Raw genomic sequence first — 25,628 nt, forward strand, 5'->3', positions numbered from 1 at the left:
GGAGCGTTAACGGCAGCGATATCTGTCAGAACGGTTGACGGGAGGACCATGGGCGCAGTTTGGTATACCAAACGCGTTGCCACGTGACCGGAAACCAGCCAAGCGACCGGAAAGCAGCCCTCCTCCGTCCCCTCCCTCCTGGAGGCCCCGTGTCCCTCGCCGACCGTGCCGAAGCCACCACCGGCACATCAGCGTTCGTCCCCGATCCCCGGCTCACCAACGAGGACCTCGCGCCCGCGGGCAAGCGCAACTGGAAGGTCTTCGACCTCTTCGCCCTGTGGATGTCCGACGTCCACAACCTCGGCAACTACACGTTCGCGGCCGGCCTGCTCGTCCTCGGCATGAACGTGTGGCAGGTCTTCACCTCGCTGCTCGTCGGCTTCGTACTCATCTACGTCGGCATGAACTGGATGGGGAGGATAGGCCAGCGCCACGGCGTTCCGTTCCCCGTCGTCAGCCGCATCAGCTTCGGCGTCTGGGGTGCCAACATCCCGGCGCTGATCAGGGCCGTGATCGCCATCATGTGGTACGGCATCCAGACGTACCTGGCCTCGGTCGCGGTGAACGTGATGCTGCTCGCCGCCTGGCCCGGCCTGGAGTCCTGGACCCACAGCTCCTTCCTCGGCCTGCACGCGCTCGGCTGGGTCTCCTTCCTCTCCCTCTGGCTCATCCAGGCGTTGATCATCAGTCAGGGCATGGAGTCGGTGCGGAAGTTCCAGGACTTCTGCGGCCCGGCGATCTGGGTCGTGATGATCGCGCTGGCGGTCTGGGTCCTGGCCAAGGCCGGCTGGACGATCTCGCTCACGTCCACCCCGCACCCGGTGTCCGTCGGTGAGCAGTGGCGTCAGTGGTTCGGCGCGATCGGCCTGATCCTCGCCACGTACGGCACGCTGATGCTCAACTTCTGCGACTTCTCCCGCTTCGCGCCCGACTACCGGACGGTCCGCAAGGGCAACTTCTGGGGCCTGCCCATCAACTCGACGGCCTTCGTCGTCGTCTCGGTGATCGTCACGGCCGGTTCGCTGGAGGTGTTCGGCGAGGCCATCACGGACCCGGCGGAGCTGGTGGCGAAGGTCGGCAACACCTGGGTGCTGGTCCTGGCCGCTCTGACGTTCGCCATCGCCACCATGGGCGTCAACATCGTCGCCAACTTCGTCTCACCGGCGTACGACCTCGCCAACGTCTGGCCGCAGAAGATCACCTTCAAGGTCGGCGGCATGATCAGCACGGTCGCGGCGCTGGTGGTGACGCCGTGGAACCTCTTCTCGAACCCGACGGTCGTCAACTACTTCCTCGGCGGTCTCGGCGCCTTCCTCGGCCCGCTGTTCGGCGTGATCATGGTCGACTACTACCTGGTCAAGCACGGCCGGGTGGACGTGAGTGAGCTCTTCGACGCCACCCCCGGCTCCCGCTACTACTACCGCAGGGGCGTCAACCCCAAGGCGCTGTGGGCGTTCCTGCCGGCGGCGGGGGTCGCGGCGGTGCTGGCGCTGGTGAAGACGTTCAGCGATGTGGCGCCGTACTCGTGGTTCATCGGGACGGCGATGGCGGCGGGTGTGTACGTGGTGCTGTGCCGCGACGAGCGGGCGGCCGGGTCTGCCGCCGCCACCCCGACCGCCGCTCCGGCGCGGGAGGTCTGACGGACGTGCGGATCGTCGTCACCAACTGCAACACCACGCAGGGGATGACCGAGGAGATCGTACGAGGTGCCCGGGCCGCCGCAGGCCCGGGCACCACCGTGCTCGGACTGACGCCCGCGTGGGGCCCCGAGTCGGCGGAGGGCTGGCTCGACAGCTACCTCTCGGCGGCGGCGGTCATGGACGCGCTGCGCGGCTACGAGGGTCCGGCGTACGACGCGGTCGTCATGGCCGGCTTCGGCGAGCACGGGCGGGAGGGCGTCCGCGAGCTGGTGGACGTACCGGTCGTCGACATCACGGAGGCCGCGGCGCATCTGGCCTGCCTCCTCGGCCGGCGCTACGGCGTGGTGACCACGCTGGAGCGCTCGTGCGGACAGATCGAGGACAGTCTGGAGCTGGCGGGGGTCGGGCGGAACTGTGCCGCCGTGATCGGCACCGGGCTCGGGGTGCTGGAGCTGGAGGACGCCGAGCGCACGGAAGCCGCGTTTCTCACGGCCGCCGAACGGGCCCGGGACGCCGGCGCCGAGGTCCTCGTACTGGGGTGCGCCGGGATGACCGGACTGCAGCAGGCCGTGTCGGAGAAGCTGGGGGTTCCGGTGGTGGACGGGGTCGGCGCGGCCGTCAGACTCGCCGAGTCGCTGGTCGGGTTGGGGCTGCGGACGAGTCGGGCCGGGGGGTACGCGAGGCCGTTGCCGAAACGGCGTGCGTGGGGCCGCCCCGACGGAGGCGCTCAGGGCGACTGAGCGTGCCCCGGCTGCCAGACGTACCGCACGTCCGGCTCCCGCTCCTCGTTCCCGCTCCCGTCCGTGTGCTCGACGGCGACGAAGCCGTGTCGCTCGTAGAAGCGGTGGGCGGGCTTGTTGACCTGGAAGGTCCACAGGCTCAGTCCACCCGGCCGGCACCGCTTGGCGAGGTCGACGAACCGGTCGCCGATGCCGCGTCCGCGCCAGTCCGGGTCGAGACAGAGCTGGGAGAGCACGCCCCCGTCGAGCACCATGAGCCCGACGACCCGGCCGGCGGCCTCGGCCACCCAGGTCTCCCGCAACAGCACCACGACCTCGCGGAAGTAGGTCCGCACCTCGTCGTCGGAACGGGGCCGGACGACCGTGGGCAGCGCGGCGGCGAAGGAGCGCAGCCAGACGTCGGCGGCGGCACCGGCGTCGGTGGGCAGGGCGCGGCGCAGGGCCACGGCGCTCACGGTCGCGCCCCGCGCGTGCTCTCGTCGGGAACGACGGCGGTCGCCGTGATCTCCACCAACTGCCCCGTGTATCCCAGGCACGCCACCCCGAGCAGCGTCGACGAATGAGGCCCGACGCTGAGCCCGGACGCCTCGACGACCTCCCAGACGGCGGACAGCACGGCGGTGTCACCGCTCACGACGTACACGTCGGTCGACAGCACCTGCGTCAAGTCGCTCCCGACGCAGCGGAGTTGCTCGTCCAGGTTGGCGATCACCTGCTCGGCCTGCCGTACGGGGTCGCCCTCCCCGACGAGATTCCCGTCGCCGTCGAGCGGCACGGAACCGGCGAGAAACGCGATCCTCGTGCCCGCCTCCACGACCGAGGCGTGGGAGTAGGTCGGGGGAGGGAACAGCGCGGGGGAGGTGACACGGCGGATCATGCGGGCTCCTGGTGGGCCGACGGGCCATGGCCCCGGCGAGGCCCCATGGCGTACAACTCGCCGATCATCCGCGCCCGCTCGACTGCGCGCATCCGAATTTCCGGCTCGGGCCGCGACCCGCGCGTTCGCATGCGGCACTGACGGGCCCACCTCTGACTGCCTTCTGGCGTGGGGCGTGAGCCCAGCAGCCGGAGCCGATGGCGGCCCGTTCGCCGGCCGACCCGTTCGAGCGGCAAGTGGGCGCCACTGATGACGAATTGGTTGTCCTGTACATTCCTTGGAGAGGTGTCGCGGTGCTCCACGGGGGAAGCGCCTGCCGACAGCCGGGGAGGAATCCATGAGCGAGCCCGCAGACCCGAGGGTGGCGTACGCGGTGACGGCGGAGCCCTCTCCCGGGCCCACTCCCGGTCCCACCCCTGGTCCCACTCCGGCCCCGTCGCCGCCCGACTCGGGTGCGGACGGCGGGAGTCCGAGTCCGGAACCGTCGCCCTCGCCGAACCCCAGCCCCCTCCCGCCGGCGCCCTGGGGCACCGATCCCGACGTCGGTGTCACCTCGTCGTTCCTGCGCAGACGGGCCGACGACTGCGAGACGGCCTCCGAGATCATCCGCAAGACACGGGGCGTGGCGGAGGACGCGAACAGCGACCTGGCCCGCGCGGCCGGCGGGTGGCAGTTCACCAGCAGTCTCGACGAGCTCCAGGGTCGCTGGGAGGCGCTGAACAACGTCGTCGTCCAGCGGCTCGACCAGGCGGCGGCCAACTTCCGCCTCAGTGCGGACGCCTATGACGCCAACGAGACGCGCACCGCCTCGCAGTTCTCCTGAGCACCACCGACCGCACCGCAATACACGGGGACAGGACATGCCCGGCTTCTACGCACTGCTGCAACTCGACGTCGCCGGACTGGAGACGTTCGCCGACGAGTGGGTGACGGTCCACCGGAAACTGACGGAGGCGCGCACGGGGTTCCACGACGACGTGGTGAAACCTCTCCACGAGGACCACTGGCGCGGCGAGGGCGGCCGGGCCGCGCAGGACTACTGCGACCGCGTCCAGATGGACATCGACGCCCTGGACAAAGAGGTCAGGGCGCTGCGGACCTTCCTGGACACCGAGGCCGACGGTGCCACCGGCCGCGGCGGCGTCAAGGGCCTCGCCGGCCTGAAGCTGCGCGCCGAGAACCTCCAGCGGGAGGCGCTGACCGAGGGAATGAACATCACGGACTCCGGCACGGTCGAGTGGGAGGTCATGTACGACCCGAACGACCCGGAGACCCCGAAGATGCTCGACGAGCGCAGGCAGACCGCCGACTCGCTTCAGACACGCGTGCGCGCGCTGCTCGACGACGCCGCCGAGGACGACGAGTGGCTGGCGAAGAGCCTCAAGGTGATCTTCGGTACGGTCGGCAACTTCGAATCCGAGAACCGGCAGTTCGGCATCGTGGAGCCCACCGCCAAGGACCGCCAGGTCTACAACCAGCTCAACAACGTCGCCGCCTACTTCGCCGTGATGAAGGGCTGGCCGACCGCGGCCGGCCTGGTCCAGCACTATCTCGACGGCAGCGGAAAGCCCGTCGAGGTCGAGCCGCAGCAGATGATGAACGACATACCCGCCTTCCGGAAGGACGTCGACGGCACGCTGGAGAGCGACGTCCGCAAACGCGGGGACGGGCCGTTCACCACCGAGTGGTCCTCCACCGCCCCCGATCCGGCCGACGGCGACCGCAGCATGGAGTGGTACTACGCGCTCAACCACTTCCAGTACCGTCTCGTCGGGGAGAAGCGGGGTGACGAGATCACGTACCACGTCGAGGTCCAGAAGCGGTACGACTGGGGCATCCCCAGCGAGCACCGCGCGACGGTGTCCGGCGGCGGGCCCGGCCCGACGGGCATGGACCTGGAGCAGGCCGACATCGCCCACCTCCACACCTCCGGCATGGCCCAGGACTTCGACGTCTCCGGCTCGTCCGACGAGATGACGGCCCGCTCGTGAGGGGCCGACACACTCCCGCCGGGCCGCCGCGACCGAAGGCGGACAGTCCTGCCCGGGCCGACTCGGGCTCCACCGCCCTTCTGAAGAAGCTGGCCCTATGGACCGGACTCGCCCTCTGCATCGCCTTCATCGCCTGGGTGGCGTGGGGGTTCGTCCAGTTCGACAACGACATCGACCATCCCCGTGAGGGCGGCTTCTCCGGCTGGCAGTGCGATGCCGGCCGCGACTGCGGCTCCTGACGAGGCGACGGGTACCACCTCGACGCCTCAGCCTCAGGGAGAGACGGGCCCGGCCTTATTGCGTGGATCCCCCTCGGGCACGTACCTACCCTGCACGCATGCCCTCTCGCGACGACGCCTCGTTCCTCGACACCACCGCCGACCGGCTGGCCGCCCTCCCCACCGTCCGGGCCGTCGCCCTGGGCGGGTCCCGCGCCGAGGGAACCCACCGGCCCGACAGCGACTGGGACCTCGCCGTCTACTACCGGGGCCCCTTCGACCCGGCCGACCTGCGCGCCCTCGGCTGGGAGGGCGAGGTGTCGGAGGTCGGCGGCTGGGGCGGGGGCGTCTTCAACGGGGGAGCGTGGCTGACGATCGAGGGGCGGCGGGTCGACGTCCACTACCGCGATCTCGACGTGGTGGAACGGGAGTTGGCCGAGGCGGAGGAAGGGCGGTTCCGGGTGGAGCCGTTGCTGTTCCATCTCGCGGGGATCCCCACCTACCTGATCGTCGCGGAACTGGCGATCAATCAGGTGCTGCGCGGCACGCCGCCGAGGCCCGCCCGCTACCCGGAGAAGCTGCGCCGCACGGCGAGCGAACGCTGGTACGGCACCGCCCGGGCCACCCTCGCCTACGCGAAGACCAACCATGCTCCCTCCGGCCGCCTCACCGAGGTCGCGGGCGCCCTCGCCACGGCCGCCGTACAGGCCGGGCACGCGGTGCTGGCGGCGCGCGGCGAGTGGGTGACGAACGAGAAGCGGTTGCTGGAGCGGGCGGGGCTGCGTGCAGCGGACGGGATCCTCGGGACACTGCGGCCGCAGCCGGCGGCCCTGCTGAGAGCGATCACCGACGCGGAGACGCTGTTCGGCACAGTCCACGCAGCGTGATTGCGTTCATAAAGAACGTGCCGTTTGCAGGCATCGTCACATCCTCGAAACCCCGGCGTCCCCTTCCCACCAGGATCCCGCCCTACCGTGGACATCAGGCCGCACCCGTGACGGCCACCGCACCGCCCGGCCACCGTCGCCCGAAGGCACCCACCCCCGCCCTCGCCCCGACAGGAGCCCTGTGTCCCGCCCCGCCCGCCCGGTTCCGGCCCTTCCGCCCTGGCTCGCCCACGCGCTCCGCGCCCAGCGCGGTCCCGTTCCCTGGAGCGCGGTCACCCGCGGGGCGTTGGCCGCGGGGCCGCTGCTGCTGGTCGCCGTACTGGTCGGCCGTACGTCCCTCGGTGTCGTCGCCGCCATCGCCGCCATGCTCTCCGGGATCAACGACCGGCCCGGGAGCCGTAGGGGCTCCGTCAGGCGGCTCGGGGTGCCCGCGGTGGTGGGGGCCGTCGGGTTGCTCGTCGGGACCTGTGCCGGGGACCGGCTCGGGGCCGTGCCGCTCACGCTGCTGTTCGCCGGGCTCGGGCTCTTCGCCGGAGGCATCAGTGCCGTCGGGCCCGTCGCCTCCGCCTCCGGCACGCAGTTGCTGGTCGCCGCCGCGATCGGGGCCGGGATGCCGTTGCCCGAGGGCGGGTGGGAGCGGGCGGTCGCCTATCTCGGCGGTGCCGCGTGGCTGCTGGCGCTGCGGCTCGCGCTGCCCACGCCCGGCTCCCTCGTCGGAGACTTCCGGTTCGACGGTGAGCGGGACGCGGTGGCCGGGGTCTACGACGCCGTCGCCGAGTTGCTCGACGCCGTCGGGAGCGAACGGGCGACCGCCCGCCGTGCCGCCCTCACCGCCGCCCTCGATCACGCCCAGGACGCCCTCACCGGCCCCCGGCTGCGGCGGCACGCCTCCTCGTCCGCCGAGCGGCGGCTGCACGCGCAGTACGCCGCCGCGCTGCCGCTCGGCGAGGCCGCCACCGCGCTCGCCTGGGCCGGCGAACCCGTGCCCGCCCGCGCCTCCGAAGGGCCCCGGCGTCTCGCCGCCGCCGTACGCGGCAACACCCACACCGGTCCCCTCCCCGCGCCCGCCCGCTCCGCACCCGCCCTGCGCGCCCTCGACGACGCCCTGCTGCACGCCGCCGAAGCCTTCGACCGGGGCAAGGGGGACAGGGACCTGCACTCCCGGCGGCGTACGGCCCGAGACGTGACGCGTGCCGTCCTCGGGGCCGGCGGCAGGGAGTACGGGCTGCGGGTCGCCCTCTGCTTCGGGGCCGGCGCCGCCATCGCGCAAGGGCTGTACCGCGCCCAGTGGTACGGGCAGCACGAGCACTGGTACTGGCTCCCGGCCACCGCGGTCTTCCTCGTCAAGCCCGACCTCGGGCCGCTCGTCTCCCGGGTGCTGTGCCGTGCCGCCGGCACCGTGCTGGGAGCTCTGCTCTTCGCCGCGTTCGCGGCCGTACTGCCCCGGCCGGAGGGGCTCATCGTGCTGGTGGCCCTCAGCGGCGCGCTGATTCCCGTGGCCACCCGCCACTTCGCCGCGCAGACCGCCGTCGTGACCGTCCTCGTGCTCGCCCTCGTGATGGTGGGCGGCGAGCCGCAGGCCTCCGTGAGCCGGATCGGGGAGACGTTGCTGGCCTGCGCGATCGTGCTCGTCGTGGGGCATCTGCCGATGCCGGGACAGCGGGGTGGGGGTGTGCGGGCCCGGCTGGGGGCGGCGGGGCGTGCGGCGTACGGCTACCTCGATCACGTTCTTCGCGAGTCCGACGGGGCCGCGCGAGGTGGGGCCGACGCCCGTGCCCTGCGCTGGACCCTCCGCCGCGAGGCCTACCGCGCGCTCGCCGAGGCCCGTACCGCCAACGCCGTGTCCGCGGCGGAACTCCCCGCGCTCGCCCGGCACACGGAAGGCGCGGACGACGTCGTCGCCACCCTCGAACGGCTCGTCGACACGACCACCGCGTGCGCCGTCCACCTGGACGACTCGGGGCGGCTCACGGCCTGGCACCTCGCTCAGCTCAACGAACTGCTCGACGAACTCGCCGAGGAACGTGACCGGGTCGGGCTGCGGATACCCGACGCCCCCGAGGTGCCACTCGCCGGGTGATGCCGCAGCCGTGTCCCCACGGCAGCCCCTAGTCCCCGATCCGCACCCAGACGGGGGCGTGGTCCGAGCCCGGCCTGCCCCGTCGTTCCTGCGGATCCGCCCCGATCGACGGCAGCTCCGGAGCCCCCGCGGCCCCCGTTCCCGCCGCCGTCACCCGCCCGATCAGGTGGTGGCTGCACAGGACGTGGTCGATCAGCTCGCGCCGGCCGGAGTTGACGCGTGAGAAGCGTTGCCCGGCCGGGATCAGCGGTGCCACGTTCCACAGGCGGACCGCGTCGCCCTTGTCCTTCACCTCGAAGCCGGGCGTGCCGATCTCCGAGCCGGGCGGGCCCAGCAGGATCTGGGTGGTCGCGGCCTGCACCTCGTCGTTCAGGTCGCCGACGACCGCCACGTCCCGCTCGCCTCCCTTTCCGGCCAGCAGTACGTCCGCCAGCGCGCGCAGCGCCGTCGCCTCGGCCGCCCGCCGGTACAGGGCGTAGGCGCCGTAGCGGGCGCGTTCGCCCTCGTCCCGCGGGTTGAAGCGGCCCCCGGGGTAGGACAGCAGTTTCGACTTGAGGTGGGCGACGGCCACCCGCAGCGGCCCGGACCCCGGCTCCGGTTCCGTCTCCACCGCGAGGAAGCCCCGGCCCGCGCCCGGGACGGTGCCGCCGTCGTCGTCCGTCTGCACCGGCTTCAGCCGCTGCGGGAAGGCGGACGTGTCGTGCAGGACGCGCAGCGCGGTGCGGCTGAGGAAGCCGACCCTTGTGCCGCGGCCGTCCGGGTGCCCGGAGAGCGCGACGTGCCAGTCACCGGACAGCATCCCGGCCAGGTCGCTCAGGGCTTCCGGGTCCCCGACCTCCTGCACGCCGAGCAGCGCGGGGTCGAGATCGGTGACGACCGCGGCCAGTGCCGCGAGCTTCGTCTCGTACGCCGCCTTGTCCTTGGGGCCGAACTCGCCGCCGGGCCGGTAGAGGTTCTCCAGGTTCCAGGTGCCGAGGAGCATGCCGGGCTCCTTCCAGAAGCCGTAGGCCGCGATGCCGCCCCGGGGCCGTGGTGCGGCCGGCGGGCAGGCCGTGACGAGGCCAGCGTGCCCGGGCGCCGGGCCCGTGCGACAGACCCCTGACCGGGATGCGCGGTTCACCTCACACGGCCCGACGACCGCGTCGTACGTTGGCGTGATGACGCCTTCTCCCGCAGAAGCTCCCGCCGACCTCGTCATCACCGGATGCACCGTCCTCGTGCACGACGATCAGGAGAGGATCGGGTTCGAGGAGAACGCCGCCATCGTCGTCCGCGACGGAGTCGTCGAAGCGGTCACGAGCGTCGACGCCGTGCGCGGGCGGGACGCCGTCGAGCGGATCGAGGCCGCCGGGCAGGTCGCGCTTCCCGGTCTGGTCAACTGTCACACGCACGCCCCGATGGTCACCCTGCGCGGCGTCGCCGAGGACCTGCCCATCGAGGAGTGGTTCAACGACGTCGTGTGGCCGATCGAGTCCAACCTCACGGCGAAGGACGTGGAATTGGGGGCGCGGCTCGCCTGTGCCGAGATGATCCGGGGCGGGGTGACCTGCTTCGCCGATCACTACTTCTCGATGGACGCCGTCGCCGCCGTCGTCGAGGAGTGCGGGATCAGGGCGCACCTCGGCGAGGCGTACTTCTCCTCCCAGGGCCCGCAAGGGCGGGAGAGGTCGCTGGAGTTCGCGCTGCGGCACCGGGGCGGCGCCGGCGGTCGCATCACCACCGCCCTGGCCCCGCACGCCCCTTACACCGTCGACGACGCCGACCTCGCCGCCACCGCCGACCTCGCCCGGGCCCACGGCCTGCCCGTCCATCTCCACGCCGCCGAGAACCGCGACCAGGCCGAGACCAGCCTCGCCCGGCACGGCGTCACCCCCATCGAGGTGCTCCGGCGTACCGGCATCCTCGACACCGACGTCCTCATCGCCCATGGCACCGGCATCCTCGACAGCGACCTGCCGCTCCTCGAAGCCGCCGAGGGCACCACGGCCGTCGCCACCGCCCCGCGCGGCTACCTGAAGTTCGCCTGGCCCACCACCACGCCCGTACGCGCCCTGCACGACATCGGCGTCCCCGTCGGCCTCGCCACGGACGGCGCCGCCTCCAACAACTCCCTCGACGTATGGGAGTCGATGGCGCTCACCGCCCTCGTCCAGAAGTCGGCCACCGGTGACCCGCGCCGGCTGACGGCACGTCAAGCCCTGCATCACGCCACGCTCCAGAGCGCCCGCGCGGTGGGACTCGGCGACCGTCTCGGCACCCTCGCACCCGGCCGGCGCGCCGACATCGTCCTGGTCGACCTCGGCGGCCCGCACACCCAGCCGGTGCACGACCTCGCCGCGACCCTCGTGCACAGCGCCCGCTCCTGCGACGTGCGCACGACCATCGTCGACGGACGGATCCTGATGCGCGACCGCGAGCTGCTCACCATCGATGTGCCGTCCGTCGTGAGGGAGTTGGCCGAGCGCATGCCCGCCCTCCTCGACCGCGGCCACGGCGGGCGGATCCAGGACTACGACACCTGAGGCCGCCTCTAGGCTGATCCCCATGGATCCCGCCGACGGCCTCATCGACCACCCCCACGACGTGTACCGGCGCCTGCGCGACACCGCGCCGGTGCACCGCATCGCCGGCGCCGACGGCAACCCGGCCTGGGTCGTCACCCGGTACCAGGACGTGCGCGAGGCACTGGCCGACCCTCGGCTCTCCGTGGACAAGCGGCACGCGAGGGAAGGCAATTACCAGGGCCTCTCGCTGCCGCCCGCCCTGGACGCCAACCTCCTCAACATGGAGGCGCCCGACCACACCCGTATCCGCCGGCTGGTCGTGCGGGCCTTCACCGCGCGCCGCGTGGAGGAACTGCGCGCGCCCATCCGCGAGACCGCCGACCGGCTGCTCGACGCCCTCGGCCCGCACGGCACCACCGATCTGATCGCCTCCTACGCGGCGCCGCTGCCCATCACCGTCATCTGCGACCTGCTCGGTGTCCCCGACCGGCACCGGCGTGACTTCCGGGTCTGGACCGACACCCTCATCGCCCCCGACCCGACGCGCCCGCAGGACGCCAAGGCGGCGGTCGTCGCCATGCTCGGCTTCTTCGGCGAACTCCTCGCCGACAAGCGTGAGGAGCCCGGCGACGACCTGCTCTCCGACCTGATCGCGGTCCGCGAGGGGGGCGACCGGCTCAGCGAGGACGAGCTGATGTCCCTCGCCTTCCTCATCCTGTTCGCCGGCTACGAGAACACCGTCCAGCTCATCGGGAACGCGGTGCTGGCCCTCCTCCAGCACCCCGGACAGCTCGCCGCCCTGCGCGAGGATCCCAAGCGCATGGCGGCCGCGGTGGAGGAGTTCCACCGCTTCGAGGGCCCCGCCCTGCTCGCCATCCGCCGCTTCCCCACCGAGGACATGACCATCGGCGGGGTCGTCGTGCCGGCCGGCGAGACCGTCCTGCTGTCCCTCGCCGCCGCCAACCGCGACCCGGCCCGCTTCCCCGACCCCGACCGCCTCGACCTCACCCGCGACACCTCCGGGCACCTCGCCCTCGGCCGCGGCGTCCACCACTGCCTGGGCGCGCCGCTGGCCCGCGCCGAGACCGAGATCGCCCTGACCGCCCTCCTGGAACGGTTCCCCGAACTCGCCCTCGCGGACGGCGACCTCCGGTGGCGCCGCTCCCTGCGCGCGCGTGGCCTGCTCACGCTGCCGGTGTCGTACTCCGCGAAGAATTTCTGAGAATTCTTCGCGCCCGGCGATGAGTTCCGCCTCCGCCCGCGGTCACCACCCCGAACGGACCGTTGCACAGGAGGGGCCTGCCATGTCGCTTCCGGAGATCGTCTCGCGCGAGCAGTGGCGCGCGGCACGTGAGGAACTGCTGGTCAAGGAGAAGGCGGCCACACGCGCGCGTGACGCCCTCAACGCCGAGCGGCGCGGACTGCCCATGGTGGAGGTCGAGGACGAGTACGTCTTCGAGGGCGGCGACGGCAAGGCGACCCTGCTCGATCTCTTCGAGGGACGGCACCAACTCGTCGTCTACCACTTCATGTTCGCCCCCGAGTGGGAGGCGGGCTGCCGCAGCTGCTCCGGGTTCCTCGACCAGATCGGGCACCTGGCGCATCTGAAGGCGCGCGGGACCACGCTCGTCGCCGTCTCCCGGGCGCCCTACACCCGGATCCTGCCGTTCAAGGCCCGCATGGGCTGGACGCTGCCCTGGTTCTCGTCGTACGGCAGCGACTTCAACCGCGACTTCGAGGTGACCCTGGAGCACGACGGCGAGCTGGTGGAGCGGCCGGGCGTCAGCTGCTTCCTGCGGGAGCGGGACCGCGTCTTCCACACCTACTCGACCTACGAGCGCGGCCTGGACGGACTGGGCTCGACCACCGGTTTCCTCGACCTCACCGCGCTGGGCCGGCAGGAGGAGTGGGAGGAACCCAAGGGGCGCGCGTCGGCACTCGGGGCGCCCGCGGGCAGCGAACGCGTCCGCTATCACGACGAGTACGACGACTGACACGGGACGTAGCGAATGATCATCGTGAGTGAGCCGGTGCTCACACAGAGCGGTGAACGAGTGTCAACTACGTCTCAGTCCCGTCACTGAGCGAGGCGATTCCCCTCCGGCAGGCGTTAACTCCTACAAGTACGACGCTTATCGGAGGTCAGGATGGTGAACGGGCGAACAGTGCTCGAACGCTTTCCCGCGGGCGGGCCGCGCGGCTCGTGGCCGGCGGAGGAGTTCGCACACGCGCGACGCATGGAGGGACTGCCCGCCGAGGTCGTCATGGACCTCGCGACGGACGCGTTCCTGGTGATCGTCCGCGGTGACGTCGCGCTGGACGCCGCCGCCTGAGCCCCGGGCAGGGGCGTGCCGGTCAGCCCGCCTTCGGCGCGGGCACCCGTGTCGTGAACTGCTCGGCCTGGAGCGAGTACAGCTCCGCGTAGACACCGCCGGTGGCCAGCAACTCGTCCGGAGTCCCGGACTCCACGAGCCGGCCCTGGTCGAGGACGTGCACCAGGTCGGCATGGCGGACGGACGCCAGCCGGTGCGTGATGAGGACGACCGTCTGCCCGGTGGAGGCCAGGGCGCGGATCTTCTCGAACACCTCCAGCTCGGCCCGTGCGTCCAGGGCCGCCGTCGGCTCGTCCACGATCAGGATGCGGCCCCGCCGGTAGGCGGCCCGCGCGATCCCGAGCCGCTGCCACTGACCGCCGGACAGCTCGTGCCCGCCGTTGAACTGGCGGGCCAGCAGGGTGTCCAGGCCGCGCGGCAGATCCGCCACCACCTCCTCGGCCCCGGCCTCGGCGACCGAGGTGGCCAGCCGTTCCTCGGTGAGGGGTGCGGAGGAGCGGCCCACGGCCACATTGACCCGGGCGGTGAACGGCCAGCGCTTGAAGTCCTGGGCCACCATCGCGATGCGCTCGGCGAGTTGGTGCCGGTCGGCGCCGGCGGCGTCGACGTCGTCCCACAGGATGCGGCCCCGGTCCGGGGTGTACAGCCCGGCGAGCAGCTTGACCAGGGTGGTCTTGCCGGAGCCGTTCTCGCCGACCAGCGCGACGATCCGGCCGAGGGGCAGGGTGAGCGTGACGTCGTCGAGGGCGGGGCGGGCGGACTCGCCCGGATAGGAGAAGCTGACGTTCTCGAAGCGGATCTCCCGGGGATCCTCGGGCAGCGCGGCACCGCCGACCGGGATCGCCCGCTCCGCCGCCTCGACGTAGAGCCGCTGCAGATCGCCCACGAACAGCGCCTCCTCGTGGAGCGCGTTGACCTCCAGGACGAGGCTGTCCAGGCTCGACGACCCGGTGCGGATGGCGATCACGGCCGTGCCCGCCACCGACAGCGCCATGGCGCCGGCGAGCAGCAGGCCGCCCAGCGTCGCGTACGTCGCCACGGTCGCGAGCCCCGTCCACGCCGCCGCGATGAGCCCGGTGCGCGCGGCGAGCCGGGCGAGCCGGGCCTGCTCCGCCTCCGCGGTCTCCGACATCGCCCGGTAGTGGCGCAGCAGGAACGGTCCGACCCCGTGCACCCGGATCTCGGGCGCGGCGGCGGGTTCCGTCAGCAGCCCGCTGATCAGATGGCCGGCGCGGGCGTGCTGGACCCAGGTGTGGAAGGACTCGTAGCGGCGCCGGGCGTTGGTCAGGGCACTCCAGGCGCTGGGCAGCGTCATGGTGGCGAGGAGCGGCAGCAGGGCGGGGTGCAGCACGGCGAGCACACCGGCCGCGGCGATCAGCGAGATGGCCGCGTTCACGACCCGGGCGCTGTAGGAGATCATGCGCCGGGCGGAGGAGGCGCCGTACTGCGCGGTGTCCAGCAGCTTGTGGAAGGCATGGTCCTCGATCGCGGCCAGCTCCACGGCCGCCGCGCGCTCCAGGTACAGCTCGGTCGCCACTCGCTCCACCTTGGGCTCCAGGCGTCCGGTGGCGTACGTCGACGCGGCCCGCAGCAGCGTCGAGACCACCATCACGGCGGCCATGGCGAGGAGTGCGGGAACGGCGCCGCGCAGCCGTTCCGCCAGCGGCCCGCCCTCGATCAGCCGCCCCAGCACGCTGTTGACGGCGAGCAGCCCGACCGCCTGCGCCAGGCCCCGGCTCACCTCGGCCGCCAGCACGGTCCGCGCCGCCCGCCGGTCGGCCTGCCAGGCGAGCCGGAAACTCGACCCCAGCAGGGACGGCAGTCGCGTCACCATGGCCCGCAGGCTCAGCTCCAGGAACGCGTCCCGGTGCTGGTTCCACCCCATGTCATAGCGCAGCGGCCCTCCGAAGAGCAGCCGCTCCGACTCCGAGACCCGAGCCTCACCGGCGCCCTGTTTCTTCCCCACCGCACACCCTCCCCCGACCACCCTCGACGACGGAGGGCCACTATGGCGGGGCGGGGACGTCCGGGGGAGGGCGTGGGTGAGGGGGAGAGGTGCACGCGGGCGTACGCCGCCGGGTGCCCGTGTTCAGGAACGACGGACGGGTCCGCCGGGCCTCACGCCGTGATCTGCTTGGACCAGCTCGGCGTCGTCCCCATGACCCTGCACAGCGCCAGATACAGCGGGATCGGCGGGGTGTACGGCACCGTGCCGTCCGGCCGGTGGATCAGCCGCGGGGTGTCGGTGGCGACCGCTCCCGTGCTGTAGCGCACCGAGGCCGGCCACTCCAGGGCGTAGTCGGAGTCCGAGGGGACGATCCACCACCAGTGCACGTCGTCGGCGTACACGCACCCCACGCGCGGCAGCCGGGGCAGGACCAGCGGACCGAAGCGGGCGGGAACCGCCACCGCGTCGCAGCCCAGGGGAGCCGTCATCCCCTCCGGAACGGGCAGGCGGCGCGGGGCGGCGGATGTGCGCATGCCGCGGCGGAAGCGGACCAGCGAATCCAGGCTCAGCACCTGACCGCCGCCGGACACGCCGCTCACAGCCATGCGGATCCCGTTCCCCTGTCGTGTCGCGCCTCGGCCTCGTCGTCCCCCGGGCCACCGGGCGGACCCGGCTTGGGCCGGGATCCCCAGCCGAGGTCGGAGCGGGGTCCCTGGTCGGTGCTCAGCAGGTCGCCGAGGGCGGTCCCGCGTGGCAGATCGGCCCAGACCACCAGTCCGGTCCCGTGTTCCCGAGCCCCCCAGGCGTGACAGAGGGCGTCTATGAGGAGCAGTCCCCTCCCGTGCTCCTCCTCGGGACGCGCCGGCGCCGGGTGTGGCTCGCCCGGCGCGCATCCCTCGTCGCGCACGGCTATGCGCACCAGATCGGTGCCGTCGTGCAGTTCGCACACTATGTGCTCGCTGGCCGTGTGCACGATCGCGTTGGTGACCAGCTCGGACACGACGAGAGCCGCCGTGTCGCAGGTGTCCTCGCACACCGACCAGCCGTTCAGCCGCGCCCTGGTCAGGCGTCTGGCCTGGGCGGGAGAACCCGGATGCGCGGCCAGTTCGAACCGGAACCGGCGCTCGGCGCCGACGCCCCGCTGGGGGCCGACTCCCGTGGGTGCACCGAGGCCGTGGGGGACCACAGTGGCGTCTGTTCCTAAGGGCGGGGACGGAATCACGCTTGCCACTATCGCCCCGCCGTGAACACTTGGCAAGTGTCACTCTGAAAAATGCAGAGTGCTGTGTGACTCTCTGGAAGGCCGTGGCACACTGCTCGCAACAGCATGTCGAACGGCGCCAGTTGGGATCACCGGAGATCCGCCGCGATCTTCGAATAGGTCTTCGAATGGCGCCGTCGGCCTGTCGGCGTTCAGTTGCTCGTCCGGGCTCCGGTCCGTCTGTCTATATTCAGTCGGTCCGACTCGGTCGGTCTGCAGGGATGCGTACGGATTCATTCGTGGAGGTGGAGCGTGAGCGAGCCGCGGTCCGCGCCGACGGTCGGTCAGGTCGTCCTGGGTCGGCGCCTGTTGGACCTGCGGGAGCGTGCCGGGCTCAAGCGTGAGGAGGCCGCCCGTGTCCTGCGCGTCGCCCCCGCGACGGTCCGCCGTATGGAGATGGCCGAGGTCAGTCTCAAGATCCCATACCTCCAACTGCTGCTGAAGGCCTACGGCATCTCCGAGGGGGAGGCCGAGGCGTTCGTGACGCTGGCCGAGGAGGCCAACAAGCCCGGCTGGTGGCAGCGCTTCCACGACATCCTGCCCGGCTGGTTCTCCATGTACGTCAGCCTGGAGGGTGCCGCGGCCCTCATCCGGTCGTACGAACCCCACTTCGTGCCCGGCCTGCTCCAGACCGAGGACTACGCGCGCGGCGTGCTCATGTCCGGCGCCATCGGCCAGACCAGCCCCGACGACATCGAGCGCCATGTCGCCCTGCGCATGCAACGCCAGCGACTGCTCACCCGGGAGGACGCGCCCCGGCTGTGGGTCGTGATGGACGAGACCGTGCTGCGCCGCCAGGTGGGCGGCCCGGAGGTGATGCGTGCTCAGATCGACAGACTGCTGGAAGCCGCGAAGCTGCCCAACGTGACGCTTCAGGTGGCCCCGTTCGCGAGCGGGCCGCACCCCGGCACGTACGGGCCCTTCGTGCTGTTCCGATTTGCCATGTCAGAACTGCCGGACATGGTCTACAGCGAGTACCTGACCGGCGCCGTCTATCTCGACGCGCGCGCCGAGGTGGCGACCCATCTCGAGGTCATGGACCGCATGGCGGCGCAGGCCGCTACGGCACATCGCACGAAGGAGATCCTGCGGGATCTCCGCAAGGAGCTGTGAATGGATCGCATCAAGCCGCGCATACGCGTCTACAACGGCATGCCCGCGCGGGACTTGGGCAGCGAGGGCTGGCACAAGCCGTGGAGCGGGGGCAACGGCGGCAACTGCCTGGAGGCGATGAAACTCGCCGACGGCCGGATCGCCGTGCGTCAGTCGACCGACCCGGACGGGCCGGCGCTGATCTACACCACGGACGAGATGACGGCGTTCATCGAGGGCGCCAAGGCGGGGGAGGCCGACTTCCTGCTGTCCTGAGCTGTTTGCCTATCTCTTCTCTCCTGCAACTTCCTTGATCTGGTGCTTAGTTGATAATCCATTGCGTGTTACGGAGTGCCTTATGACCGAGATCGACACCAGCAAGCCGCATCCCGCGCGGATGTACGACTGGTATCTCGGCGGGAAGGACAACTACCCCGTCGACGAGGCCATGGGGCAGCAGATGCTGGCCCTCGACCCGCGTGTCCCCGTGATGGCGCGGGTGAACCGGGCGTTCATGCACCGGTCCACCCGCTGGCTCGCCCGGCAGGGCGTACGGCAGTTCCTGGACGTCGGCACCGGTATCCCGACCGAGCCGAACCTCCACCAGATCGCCCAGCGCATCGCCCCCGACGCGCGGGTCGTCTACTGCGACAACGACCCGATCGTGCTGGCCCACGCGGCGGCCCTGCTGCGCGGCACGGACGAAGGTGTCACCGAGTACCTCCAGGCCGACGTGCGCGACCCGGCCGCCATCGTCGAGGGCGCCCGAAAAGTCCTGGACTTCAGCCGTCCGGTCGCGCTCTCCCTCGTCGCGCTGCTGCACTTCGTCTCCGACGAGGACGGCGCGCACGAACTGGTCGGCCGGCTGCTGTCCGAGCTCCCCTCGGGCAGCTACCTGGTGGTGACCCACGCGACCGCCGACTTCACTCCCGAGGAGTCGAAGGCGGCGACCGAGAAGCTCAAGGCGGCGGGCGTCACGCTGGCGCTGCGCTCCCGCGAGGAGTTCACCCGCTTCTTCGACGGCCTCGAACTGGTCCCGCCGGGGGTGGAGGTGCCCCACCAGTGGCACCCCGACCTCGGGGAGCCCGTGCCGGGGCAGGAGGACGGGGTCATTCCCGGCTACGGGGCGGTGGGACGCAAGCCGTAGGACGACCGAGGCCGTACCGGCAGCCACGGCTGCGGGTACGGCCCCGTGATCCACGGGGCCTCTTCGGGCCCCGCGATCACCGGTCTACAGGTACGACATGATGCGCCGCGGCGCGTCCACCAGGCGGCTGACGATCGTCACCGGCAGCGGCGGCTGCTCCGCCTTGGCCGGGCTGAGGTTCAGCCCGTACCAGATCTGCTCGATCGAGGGCGGGCCGACCGCGAGGTTGCGCCGGACCGCCTGCGACGGCGACTCCTCGCCGGTGTTCACGAGGTACGCGGCGACCATCGCGCCCGTACGGCCGACACCCGCGCCGCAGTGCACGAACACCGGGCCGGACGTCGACGAGACGACGTCGAGGAAGCGCTGCACCTGCTTGGGCGACGGCGTCTGGCCGTCACGGATCGGCAGGCGTACGACGTTGAGTCCGGCCTTGCCCGGCTCGGCCAGTTCGGCCGTGCTCATGTCCTCGGCGCGCAGGTCGACCACGGTGGTGATGCCCATGCCCTCAAGAGCCCGGTAACCGGCCGGGGAAGGTGCGGAGCCGCGCCACAGGCGGCCCTCGGAGTCCACCGGCTGGAAGTGGTTCACGCCCTGGACGGCGCGCGTTCCGGCGGGTGCGGGCGTCTCCGCGCGGGTCAGGTAGGACAGGCCCAGGATGCCGCCTGCGCCTACTGCCCACAGGACGAGGTAACCGATCAGGATGCCGATGAGGACCCGCAGCACGCGCTGGGGCAGTGGGCGCTTGCGGAGGGCAGGGCGGGGCGGGGTGGCGGAGAGGACAGCCATGGGCGACCCGGGGGACTAGGGGACGGTGGGCGCCCAGGAAGAGTACCCCCGAGATGGCGATCAATGGGCCGTATGTCCTTTTTTGTGCAATACGTCTCACTTGTCATGTCCGGTTGGCCGACCGGTCCATACGGTCACCGTGAGTCGTCGCCGGACTCCACGTCACTGACCGCCACCACCGTGAGGTGCGCGCGCTCCAGAGTCGCGTCCTCCAGGCAGCCGCGCAGCCGCATGAGGTCGTGGTCGGTCAGGGCGGGCCGGACGACCCCGGCGAACATGCCGTTCCCCAGGTCGCCGAGGGGCGCGTGCCGCAGCGGGGCGGAGGTGGAGTCCCGGCAGCCCTCCCAGATCTGCTGCGCGGCCAGCGCCCGCCGACCGGTCGACGTGTCCGGGCCCCGCAGATCGACCTGGACGAGGACCGAGGTCGCCCGGTGCTCGTTGGTCTCCTCGGAGCGGGTCTGCGTGAGGTCGGCGAGGGCCACGATCAGCACGGCGAGCAGAGCGACGGAGAGAGCGCCGACGGTGGTCACGCGGGCCATGCGGTGTCCGGCACCCCTGCCGGGCGCCGGCAGGTCCTCCAGATCGCCGGAGGCCGCCGGATCGGGCGCCGCGAGGACAGCCAGCCGTCCGGCCAGGCGCCGCTCGGCGGGCGCGGCCGTGGCCGACGCGACCTTCTGCACCACCCACGCCAGCCCGGACAGCACCACCCCGGCGACCATCAGGACCGGCACGAAGACGTACGACCGGTCGGCCGGGTCCTCCAGCCAGCGGAACCGGGTCTCCTCCCGTGCCAGGGCCGGCTCGCGCAGCCGGGCCAGCACGTCCTCCTGGCGGGCGTCCAGCTCCCGCTGACGTCGGTCGGTGTCGCGCAGCCGCCCCTCGATCCGGTTCAGCCGCCCCAGCGTCACCAGGCCGAACAGCAGAACCTCGACGACCAGCAACAGGACGCCGCAGATCATCGCGCGCTGCCACTGCCACCGGTACAGATAGACGATCAGGTAGGTGCCCGCGCCGGTCGCGGCGAGCGCTGCGAAGACATAGGCGATCTTTCTCATGGCGCGTCCCCCGGTCGTACGTCCAGCCGAACGACACCGGCGGTCCCGTCCACCGCGAGCCGCGAGCCCGGCGGGAAGCGGCGCACGGCGTCCCGCGTGCCGACGACCGCGGGAAGCCCGAACTCCCGGGCCAGGACGGCCAGATGCGACAACGGGCTGCCGGTCTGCGCCACCAGGCCGGTCAGGCCGGGCAGCATCGGGGCGAGCGCGGGGTCCAGCGTGCGGACGACCAGCACCGCGTCCGCGGGCCGAGGCCCCGACCCGTCCCATACGGTCCCGACCGCACGGCCGGCGGACACGCCCCGCACCCCGTCGTCCCGGCCGCCGTCGCGCCCGGCGGCGACGACCCGGCCGTCCGCCAGCCGGAACTCGTCCGGCAGCGGGGGCGAGGCGGGGTGCGGCACGCGCGCGTGGAGGTCGCCGGGCAGCGGGCCGCCGTCCAGTACGTGGGCCAGTTCCGTCCACCGCAGCAGTCCGACGCGTTCGGCCTCCATGTCCAGCCGCAGGGCCACCTCGCGGACGAGCCGTACCTGGAGTTCCTGCACCCAGCGGACGCGCAGGCGCAGGGCCTCTCGGGTCGGGAGGGCGGTGAGGCGTGTGTTCGCGGTGGGGCCGGGGGTTCGCGTGAACGGCGTGGCGTAGCCGGCGAGGGCCGCGCTGCTCAGGGCGTCGGCGGGCGCGGAGTGCTGTGGCCCGACGTGCGGCCGCGGGCGTTCCCCGGTGTCCGGTGTCCGTCCGGCGCCGGACGTCGGCCTGGCCGGCGGGAGCGCCGCCCGCGGCAGCCGTTCCCGGCCGCGCAGACTCGGTGCGGTGAGGGCCAGGACGACGGGCTCCGAGGCGACCACCTGATCGTCGGGGACGCCCCGGGCGCGGGCCTCGGCCAGGGCGGCCAGGGCGGTGCCGGCGGCCGTCCGGCTCCGTGCGGGTTCGCGCAGGAGGGCACCGGCGAGGGCCTCCTGGGCGTGCAGCGGGACCAGGACCCGGCGCGTCCAGCGCAGCTCGGCGGCCAGGGCGGTGCCGGACAGCGACGTCGGGGACGGGATCTCGGCGAGACGCCGGTCGACGTCGGCGACGAGGTCGGTCGCCAGACCGGGCAGGGAGGCGGCGAGACGGCCCATCCGCCAGGCCGCGCCGAGCCTGCGTGCTCCGGGCGCCGGGTTGAGCAGCGCGAGCCAGCGGTGCCGCGGCGGCACCGTACCGAGCAGGCGCAGGTCGGCGGCCGCGCGTCCGTCGACCGTCAGCACCACCGGCACCGACCTCAGCAGCCGGCGCGGCGCGGTGCCCCCGATGTCGAGCGCGGCGGCGAGGCCACGGGCCATCGGCGCCACCCACAGGTCCTCCTCCAGCGGCGCGAGCTGTCCGGGCAGCGTCTCCGCCACCGGACCGGGCCCGAGCAGCCGGGCCCCGCGCTCCGGCCGCGCCGCCATCGCGGTGATGGGCCTGCTCTGGAACAGCCACAGCCGCCCGTCGGCGTCGAAGGCGAACTCGACGTCCTGCGGCGCGCCGAAGACCTTCCGCACCCGCCGCGCGAGCCGCGCCAGCCGGAACAGCTCGGCGCGCGTGAGCGGCGGACCCGCCGGCTCCGGTGGGGCGCCCGTCGGCGCGGCCGGCCGGCTCTCGTCGGCCGGATCGGTCCGCAGCAGCCGCCCGTGTGCGCTGAGCCAGTAGCCGGTGCCGCTCCGCGTGCCGTCGACCAAGGTGTCGGGCCCGCCACGCACCGCGCTGACCAGCGTCCGGTCGGACCGCCCCGTCACCGGGTCGGCACCGAACATCACACCGCCGGCCCGGGCGGCCAGCATGGGCTGCACCAGCACCGCCATCGGCGCCGTGGACCCGTCGGGCTGCACGGCCGAGTCGAGCACGGTCCGTACGGCGGCGAGGAAGTCCCGCCAGCCGCGCACATCCAGCACCGAGGCGAACCGGCCCGCCAGCGAGGACTCCTCGGTGTCCTCCTGCGGCGACGAGGACCGCACGACGAGGGGGCGGATGCCGCCCTCGGAGAGCGCGTCCCAGGCCCGTCGCAGGGCGACCATGTCGAGCGTGTCGCCGCCGGTGCGGTGCGGGATCACGAACCCGGGGAGGACGGGCAGTCCGGCTCCGGCCGCCCGGGCGAGGTTCGCGGCCTTGGACCCCATCAGCCGCAAGAGCCCGGTGCCGGGCCGGTCCAGCGGGACCACGGCCGACGGTACCGGCGCGGGGCCGCCGTACGTCCCGACCTGTCCCAGGGCGACGTCTTCCCTGTGCTCGTCCCCGCCGCGGGCACCTTCTCCATGACGTTCGTAGAGAGTCGTCATCGCACACCCTCCAGGACCGACCGCCAACAGGGGGGACGCGCGGGGTGGCCCTGCGCCTGACGACGGAACGAAGGATGGGGGCGAGCCGGTTGCCGGCCCGGTCAGGGTGCGACTACAGCACGCCTCCTGCTCCGATGATCCCACTCCTGTTTGGCTGCATGTAGCCCGGAAGCCACTTTTCGGACAGATAGGAGAACAAATCAGAGCGCGGCAGTATGCCGGGCCGGGCCGACTCGTCCGGCGGCAGCAGACGGCGGCTCCTTCGGGGGCAGGATGCGGGGCGGGCGGCTCGTTCGCGGGCAGGAGACGGGGCGGGCGGCCGTCGGCTGTTGGCCGACGGTTGGGTGTACGTCTGGGTGCTGGGTGCTGGGTGCTGGGTGCTGGGTGCGGGGTGTGGGGTGTGGGGTGGGGGTGGGCGGAGGTCGGCTGGTTGCGGGCGGGGTGCGCTGCTGTCGGCCCTTCGGGGGCGGGATGCGTGGCCGTCGGCCCTTCGGGGGGCGGGATGCGTGGCAGTCGGCTGTTTTGACGGCTGGGTGCGCGGCTGGAGGTCTCCCGCGAGCGGGGTGCGCGCCGGGGCGTTCGTGGTCGAGGTGCGCCGGGGCGTTCGTGGTCGGGGTGCGCGCCGGGGCGTTCGCGGGCGGGGTGCCGTGAGTGGGCAGGGCCGGGCCGGCTTGCCGTCGGTGCGCTGGGCCCCTCAGGCGGTGCCGGGCGCCGGCTCCTCCGCCGGGGGCAGCACCCCGCACAGCGCGTCCAGCGCCGCCCCGTACGCGTGCTCCGAGGGCGTGCCGTAGCCGACGACGATGCCGTCGCGGGCCGGCATCTCCCTCTCGGACGCGTCCGGGTGACGGAACTCGGCGAGGCCGTCCAGGGCGACGCCCTGCCAGGTGGCCGCCTTCACCGTGGACCGCTCGGTGCCGGGCGGCAGCCGCAGCACCGCGTGCAACCCGGCGGCGACACCCGTCACCTCGACATGCGGCGCGTGCTCGGCGAGGGCGGCCACGAGACGGTCCCGGCGGCTCCGGTAGCGCTGCCGCATACGCCGTACATGACGGTCGTACGCCCCGGAGACGATGAAGTCGGCGAGGCTCAGCTGATCGAGGACGCTCGCCCACGCCTCGCGCTCGCCCTTGGCCGCGAGCACGTCGCCGACGTAGCGCTCAGGCAGCACCATCCACCCCAGACGCAACGCCGGCGACAGGCTCTTGCTGACCGAGCCGACGAAGATCACCCGCTCCGGATCGAGGCCCTGGACGGCTCCGACGGGCTTGCGGTCGTAACGGAACTCGCCGTCGTAGTCGTCCTCCAGGACCACGCCGCCACGCGCGCGTGCCCAGTCGATCACGGCGGCGCGCCGCTCGTGGTGCAGCGGGCCGCCGGTCGGGAACTGGTGTGCCGGCGTGAGCAGCACGGCCCGCTCCCGCGCCAGCCGGTCGACGCGTGCCCCGTTCTCGTCGAGAGGGAGCGGTACGGTCCGTACGCCCGCGGCGGTGAGCAGTTCCCGGTGGAAGCCCAGCCCGTACGCCTCAACGGCCAGCGGCCCGCGCAGCACGCCGCCGCCTCCGGCCCTGTCCTGCCCGAACAGCAGCCGCAGGGCGTGCGCGAAGCCGGAGCAGATCACGATCCGGTCCGGCTCGGTGCGTACGCCCCGCGCACGTGCCAGGTACTCGGTGAGCGCCTCGCGCAGTTCGACGCGCCCGGCGGGGTCGCCCGGCCCGAAGACCTCGTTCGGCGCCTGCTGCAGGGCCCGCCGGTACGAGGTCTGCCAGGCCGTGCGCGGGAACGCCGACGCGTCCGGCGTGCCCTGCCGCAGGTCGTGCCGGGGGCCACGCGCGCGTGGTGGCGCCTTCACGGGCACCCGCTCGGCGCCCCGCAGAGGCTCGGCCCGCTCCGCCACGCTCGTCCCCGAGCCCTGCCGGGCGGTGAGCCAGCCCTCCGCGACCAGTTCCGCGTACGCGTCGGCCACGGTGTTGCGGGCGACCCCGAGGTCGGCGGCGAGCGAACGGTACGGCGGCAGCCGGGTGCCGGGCGCGAGCCGCCCACTGCGCACGGCGTCGCGCAACGCACGGGTCAACGCGGCCCGCCGGCCGCCGGGCCCGGACGACTCCCCGAGGTCCAGATGCAGATCGGCACCGATCCGTCGTGCCGTGTCGGCCCAGGAATTGACCCATGAATCTGCCATGGAAATGCACCCTACAGTGGGTCTTTACGGCCCGTAGGTTGGTCCGCATGACGACGAACACGATCGAGAACAGCGCCGGTATCGACATCGCCGGGGCCATCACCGAGGCCGACGCCGCCCGCACCCGACTGGACTTCGCGAAGTCCGCCCCGAAGGTCTTCCGCGCGATCGTCGGCTTCGACGCCGCCGCCCGGGAGGGCCTCGACCCGGCCCTCGTCGAACTGATCCAGATCCGCGCCTCGCTCCTCAACCACTGCGCCTACTGCCTTCACATGCACACCAACGACGCCCGCAAGGCCGGCGAGAGCGAGGACCGGCTGCACCTGGTCGCCGTCTGGCGCGAGGCCCGCCACTTCTTCACCGAGCGCGAGCAGGCGGCCCTGGCCCTCACGGAGGCGGTGACCCTGGTCGCGGACGGAGGCGTCCCGGACGAGGCCTACGCGCAGGCGGCGGCGCAGTTCGACGACACGGAACTGGCCCACGTCCTGGCCCTGATCATGACCATCAACACCTGGAACAGGGTGGCGCTGGCCACGGGGAAGGTGGCGGGCACGGACGAGCGGCGCTGACGAGCGACACCGAGTGGCGCAGCC

General features: G+C 72.5%; 25 protein-coding genes. 15 read left to right on the top strand and 10 right to left on the bottom strand.

Annotation, left to right across the window (positions count from 1 at the left end):
- Positions 1-149: 149 nt before the first annotated feature.
- Both ACGFW6_RS15285 and ACGFW6_RS15290 read left to right on the top strand, forming a co-directional pair.
- Positions 150-1,640, top strand: coding sequence for an NCS1 family nucleobase:cation symporter-1 (locus ACGFW6_RS15285; RefSeq protein WP_393508642.1), 1,491 nt, complete (start codon positions 150-152; stop codon positions 1,638-1,640).
- A gap of 5 nt (positions 1,641-1,645) precedes the next feature.
- Positions 1,646-2,380 carry an aspartate/glutamate racemase family protein gene (locus ACGFW6_RS15290; RefSeq protein WP_393508645.1) on the top strand — a complete coding sequence of 245 codons (735 nt, stop codon included), beginning with the start codon at positions 1,646-1,648 and terminating at the stop codon, positions 2,378-2,380.
- Here ACGFW6_RS15290 and ACGFW6_RS15295 read toward each other — a convergent pair.
- Together ACGFW6_RS15295 and ACGFW6_RS15300 are read right to left on the bottom strand one after the other, a co-directional pair.
- Positions 2,368-2,835: a GNAT family N-acetyltransferase gene (locus ACGFW6_RS15295; RefSeq protein WP_393508648.1), complete on the bottom strand. Its 468-nt coding sequence runs from the start codon at positions 2,833-2,835 to the stop codon at positions 2,368-2,370. The genes ACGFW6_RS15290 and ACGFW6_RS15295 overlap by 13 nt on opposite strands.
- Positions 2,832-3,257 (bottom strand): RidA family protein, encoded by a 426-nt coding sequence (locus ACGFW6_RS15300; protein ID WP_393508651.1) that lies wholly within the window; start codon positions 3,255-3,257, stop codon positions 2,832-2,834. The genes ACGFW6_RS15295 and ACGFW6_RS15300 overlap by 4 nt, the downstream gene beginning before the upstream one ends.
- A gap of 337 nt (positions 3,258-3,594) precedes the next feature.
- Between ACGFW6_RS15300 and ACGFW6_RS15305 the strand changes: the two genes are divergently transcribed.
- The 5 genes from ACGFW6_RS15305 (at position 3,595) to ACGFW6_RS15325 (ending at position 8,433) form a co-directional block, all read left to right on the top strand.
- Entirely contained in the window at positions 3,595-4,080 is a 486-nt protein-coding gene (locus ACGFW6_RS15305; RefSeq protein WP_393508654.1) for a hypothetical protein, read from the top strand.
- Between the two features lie 37 nt (positions 4,081-4,117).
- On the top strand, positions 4,118-5,248 hold the full coding sequence (locus tag ACGFW6_RS15310) for a hypothetical protein (RefSeq protein ID WP_393508657.1): 1,131 nt from the start codon (positions 4,118-4,120) through the stop codon (positions 5,246-5,248).
- A complete protein-coding gene (locus ACGFW6_RS15315; protein WP_393508660.1) occupies positions 5,245-5,487 on the top strand; it encodes a hypothetical protein in 243 nt (80 codons plus the stop codon). The genes ACGFW6_RS15310 and ACGFW6_RS15315 overlap by 4 nt, the downstream gene beginning before the upstream one ends.
- Positions 5,488-5,585: 98 nt before the next feature.
- On the top strand, positions 5,586-6,353 hold the full coding sequence (locus ACGFW6_RS15320; protein WP_393508663.1) for a nucleotidyltransferase domain-containing protein: 768 nt from the start codon (positions 5,586-5,588) through the stop codon (positions 6,351-6,353).
- A gap of 181 nt (positions 6,354-6,534) precedes the next feature.
- On the top strand, positions 6,535-8,433 hold the full coding sequence (locus ACGFW6_RS15325; protein ID WP_393508666.1) for an FUSC family protein: 1,899 nt from the start codon (positions 6,535-6,537) through the stop codon (positions 8,431-8,433).
- 28 nt (positions 8,434-8,461) lie between these two features.
- On the opposite strand, the gene ACGFW6_RS15330 is transcribed toward ACGFW6_RS15325, so the two are convergent.
- Positions 8,462-9,415, bottom strand: coding sequence for an endonuclease/exonuclease/phosphatase family protein (locus tag ACGFW6_RS15330; protein ID WP_393508669.1), 954 nt, complete (start codon positions 9,413-9,415; stop codon positions 8,462-8,464).
- A gap of 175 nt (positions 9,416-9,590) precedes the next feature.
- Between ACGFW6_RS15330 and ACGFW6_RS15335 the strand changes: the two genes are divergently transcribed.
- The 4 genes from ACGFW6_RS15335 (at position 9,591) to ACGFW6_RS15350 (ending at position 13,270) form a co-directional block, all read left to right on the top strand.
- Positions 9,591-10,955, top strand: coding sequence for an amidohydrolase (locus ACGFW6_RS15335; RefSeq protein ID WP_393508672.1), 1,365 nt, complete (start codon positions 9,591-9,593; stop codon positions 10,953-10,955).
- Positions 10,956-10,977: 22 nt separating this feature from the next.
- A complete protein-coding gene (locus ACGFW6_RS15340; protein ID WP_393508675.1) occupies positions 10,978-12,159 on the top strand; it encodes a cytochrome P450 in 1,182 nt (393 codons plus the stop codon).
- Positions 12,160-12,241: 82 nt separating this feature from the next.
- The gene (locus ACGFW6_RS15345) at positions 12,242-12,931 is read left to right on the top strand and encodes a DUF899 domain-containing protein (RefSeq protein WP_393508678.1); all 690 of its coding nucleotides are present in this window, start codon (positions 12,242-12,244) and stop codon (positions 12,929-12,931) included.
- Between the two features lie 153 nt (positions 12,932-13,084).
- Positions 13,085-13,270 (top strand): hypothetical protein, encoded by a 186-nt coding sequence (locus ACGFW6_RS15350; protein ID WP_393508681.1) that lies wholly within the window; start codon positions 13,085-13,087, stop codon positions 13,268-13,270.
- Positions 13,271-13,292: 22 nt separating this feature from the next.
- Here ACGFW6_RS15350 and ACGFW6_RS15355 read toward each other — a convergent pair whose 3' ends face one another.
- From ACGFW6_RS15355 to ACGFW6_RS15365, 3 genes are all read right to left on the bottom strand, one after another.
- Positions 13,293-15,155, bottom strand: coding sequence for an ABC transporter ATP-binding protein (locus ACGFW6_RS15355; protein WP_393508838.1), 1,863 nt, complete (start codon positions 15,153-15,155; stop codon positions 13,293-13,295).
- A 233-nt stretch (positions 15,156-15,388) separates the two neighbouring features.
- The gene (locus ACGFW6_RS15360; protein WP_393508684.1) at positions 15,389-15,823 is read right to left on the bottom strand and encodes a hypothetical protein; all 435 of its coding nucleotides are present in this window, start codon (positions 15,821-15,823) and stop codon (positions 15,389-15,391) included.
- Positions 15,814-16,449, bottom strand: a complete 636-nt coding sequence (locus ACGFW6_RS15365; RefSeq protein WP_393508687.1) for an ATP-binding protein — start codon at positions 16,447-16,449, stop codon at positions 15,814-15,816. Before ACGFW6_RS15365 ends, ACGFW6_RS15360 begins: the two co-directional genes overlap by 10 nt.
- A 282-nt stretch (positions 16,450-16,731) precedes the next feature.
- Between ACGFW6_RS15365 and ACGFW6_RS15370 the strand changes: the two genes are divergently transcribed.
- The 3 genes from ACGFW6_RS15370 (at position 16,732) to ACGFW6_RS15380 (ending at position 18,718) form a co-directional block, all read left to right on the top strand.
- Entirely contained in the window at positions 16,732-17,592 is an 861-nt protein-coding gene (locus ACGFW6_RS15370; protein WP_393508690.1) for a helix-turn-helix transcriptional regulator, read from the top strand.
- Positions 17,593-17,847 (top strand): DUF397 domain-containing protein, encoded by a 255-nt coding sequence (locus ACGFW6_RS15375; RefSeq protein ID WP_019757219.1) that lies wholly within the window; start codon positions 17,593-17,595, stop codon positions 17,845-17,847.
- Between the two features lie 82 nt (positions 17,848-17,929).
- The gene (locus ACGFW6_RS15380; protein WP_393508693.1) at positions 17,930-18,718 is read left to right on the top strand and encodes an SAM-dependent methyltransferase; all 789 of its coding nucleotides are present in this window, start codon (positions 17,930-17,932) and stop codon (positions 18,716-18,718) included.
- A gap of 84 nt (positions 18,719-18,802) precedes the next feature.
- Here the strand turns inward: ACGFW6_RS15380 and ACGFW6_RS15385 are convergent, their stop codons facing one another.
- The 4 genes from ACGFW6_RS15385 to ACGFW6_RS15400 form a co-directional block, all read right to left on the bottom strand.
- Positions 18,803-19,507, bottom strand: a complete 705-nt coding sequence (locus tag ACGFW6_RS15385) for a dual specificity protein phosphatase family protein (protein ID WP_393508696.1) — start codon at positions 19,505-19,507, stop codon at positions 18,803-18,805.
- Between the two features lie 134 nt (positions 19,508-19,641).
- Positions 19,642-20,562 (bottom strand): hypothetical protein, encoded by a 921-nt coding sequence (locus ACGFW6_RS15390; RefSeq protein WP_393508699.1) that lies wholly within the window; start codon positions 20,560-20,562, stop codon positions 19,642-19,644.
- A complete protein-coding gene (locus tag ACGFW6_RS15395; RefSeq protein ID WP_393508702.1) occupies positions 20,559-22,856 on the bottom strand; it encodes a PEP/pyruvate-binding domain-containing protein in 2,298 nt (765 codons plus the stop codon). The genes ACGFW6_RS15390 and ACGFW6_RS15395 overlap by 4 nt, the downstream gene beginning before the upstream one ends.
- 694 nt (positions 22,857-23,550) lie before the next feature.
- Positions 23,551-25,035, bottom strand: a complete 1,485-nt coding sequence (locus tag ACGFW6_RS15400; RefSeq protein WP_393508705.1) for a PLP-dependent aminotransferase family protein — start codon at positions 25,033-25,035, stop codon at positions 23,551-23,553.
- A gap of 47 nt (positions 25,036-25,082) precedes the next feature.
- Between ACGFW6_RS15400 and ACGFW6_RS15405 the strand changes: the two genes are divergently transcribed.
- Complete coding sequence (locus ACGFW6_RS15405; RefSeq protein WP_393508708.1) at positions 25,083-25,604, top strand: carboxymuconolactone decarboxylase family protein; 522 nt, start codon at positions 25,083-25,085, stop codon at positions 25,602-25,604.
- Positions 25,605-25,628: the final 24 nt, after the last annotated feature.

Origin of the sequence: Streptomyces sp. Y7 (genome assembly GCF_043195415.1) — a bacterium.
Lineage (GTDB): Bacteria > Actinomycetota > Actinomycetes > Streptomycetales > Streptomycetaceae > Streptomyces.

What these genes read in the sequence shown, in the direction of transcription:
- ACGFW6_RS15300 (WP_393508651.1), bottom strand. Translation starts at nt 3,257, where the DNA reads ATGATCCGCCGTGTCACCTCCCCCGCGCTGTTCCCTCCCCCGACCTAC.
- ACGFW6_RS15305 (WP_393508654.1), top strand. Translation starts at nt 3,595, where the DNA reads ATGAGCGAGCCCGCAGACCCGAGGGTGGCGTACGCGGTGACGGCGGAG.
- ACGFW6_RS15310 (WP_393508657.1), top strand. Translation starts at nt 4,118, where the DNA reads ATGCCCGGCTTCTACGCACTGCTGCAACTCGACGTCGCCGGACTGGAG.
- ACGFW6_RS15320 (WP_393508663.1), top strand. Translation starts at nt 5,586, where the DNA reads ATGCCCTCTCGCGACGACGCCTCGTTCCTCGACACCACCGCCGACCGG.
- ACGFW6_RS15330 (WP_393508669.1), bottom strand. Translation starts at nt 9,415, where the DNA reads ATGCTCCTCGGCACCTGGAACCTGGAGAACCTCTACCGGCCCGGCGGC.
- ACGFW6_RS15335 (WP_393508672.1), top strand. Translation starts at nt 9,591, where the DNA reads ATGACGCCTTCTCCCGCAGAAGCTCCCGCCGACCTCGTCATCACCGGA.
- ACGFW6_RS15340 (WP_393508675.1), top strand. Translation starts at nt 10,978, where the DNA reads ATGGATCCCGCCGACGGCCTCATCGACCACCCCCACGACGTGTACCGG.
- ACGFW6_RS15345 (WP_393508678.1), top strand. Translation starts at nt 12,242, where the DNA reads ATGTCGCTTCCGGAGATCGTCTCGCGCGAGCAGTGGCGCGCGGCACGT.
- ACGFW6_RS15350 (WP_393508681.1), top strand. Translation starts at nt 13,085, where the DNA reads ATGGTGAACGGGCGAACAGTGCTCGAACGCTTTCCCGCGGGCGGGCCG.
- ACGFW6_RS15355 (WP_393508838.1), bottom strand. Translation starts at nt 15,155, where the DNA reads ATGGGGTGGAACCAGCACCGGGACGCGTTCCTGGAGCTGAGCCTGCGG.
- ACGFW6_RS15360 (WP_393508684.1), bottom strand. Translation starts at nt 15,823, where the DNA reads ATGGCTGTGAGCGGCGTGTCCGGCGGCGGTCAGGTGCTGAGCCTGGAT.
- ACGFW6_RS15375 (WP_019757219.1), top strand. Translation starts at nt 17,593, where the DNA reads ATGGATCGCATCAAGCCGCGCATACGCGTCTACAACGGCATGCCCGCG.
- ACGFW6_RS15380 (WP_393508693.1), top strand. Translation starts at nt 17,930, where the DNA reads ATGACCGAGATCGACACCAGCAAGCCGCATCCCGCGCGGATGTACGAC.
- ACGFW6_RS15385 (WP_393508696.1), bottom strand. Translation starts at nt 19,507, where the DNA reads ATGGCTGTCCTCTCCGCCACCCCGCCCCGCCCTGCCCTCCGCAAGCGC.
- ACGFW6_RS15390 (WP_393508699.1), bottom strand. Translation starts at nt 20,562, where the DNA reads ATGAGAAAGATCGCCTATGTCTTCGCAGCGCTCGCCGCGACCGGCGCG.
- ACGFW6_RS15395 (WP_393508702.1), bottom strand. Translation starts at nt 22,856, where the DNA reads ATGACGACTCTCTACGAACGTCATGGAGAAGGTGCCCGCGGCGGGGAC.
- ACGFW6_RS15400 (WP_393508705.1), bottom strand. Translation starts at nt 25,035, where the DNA reads ATGGCAGATTCATGGGTCAATTCCTGGGCCGACACGGCACGACGGATC.
- ACGFW6_RS15405 (WP_393508708.1), top strand. Translation starts at nt 25,083, where the DNA reads ATGACGACGAACACGATCGAGAACAGCGCCGGTATCGACATCGCCGGG.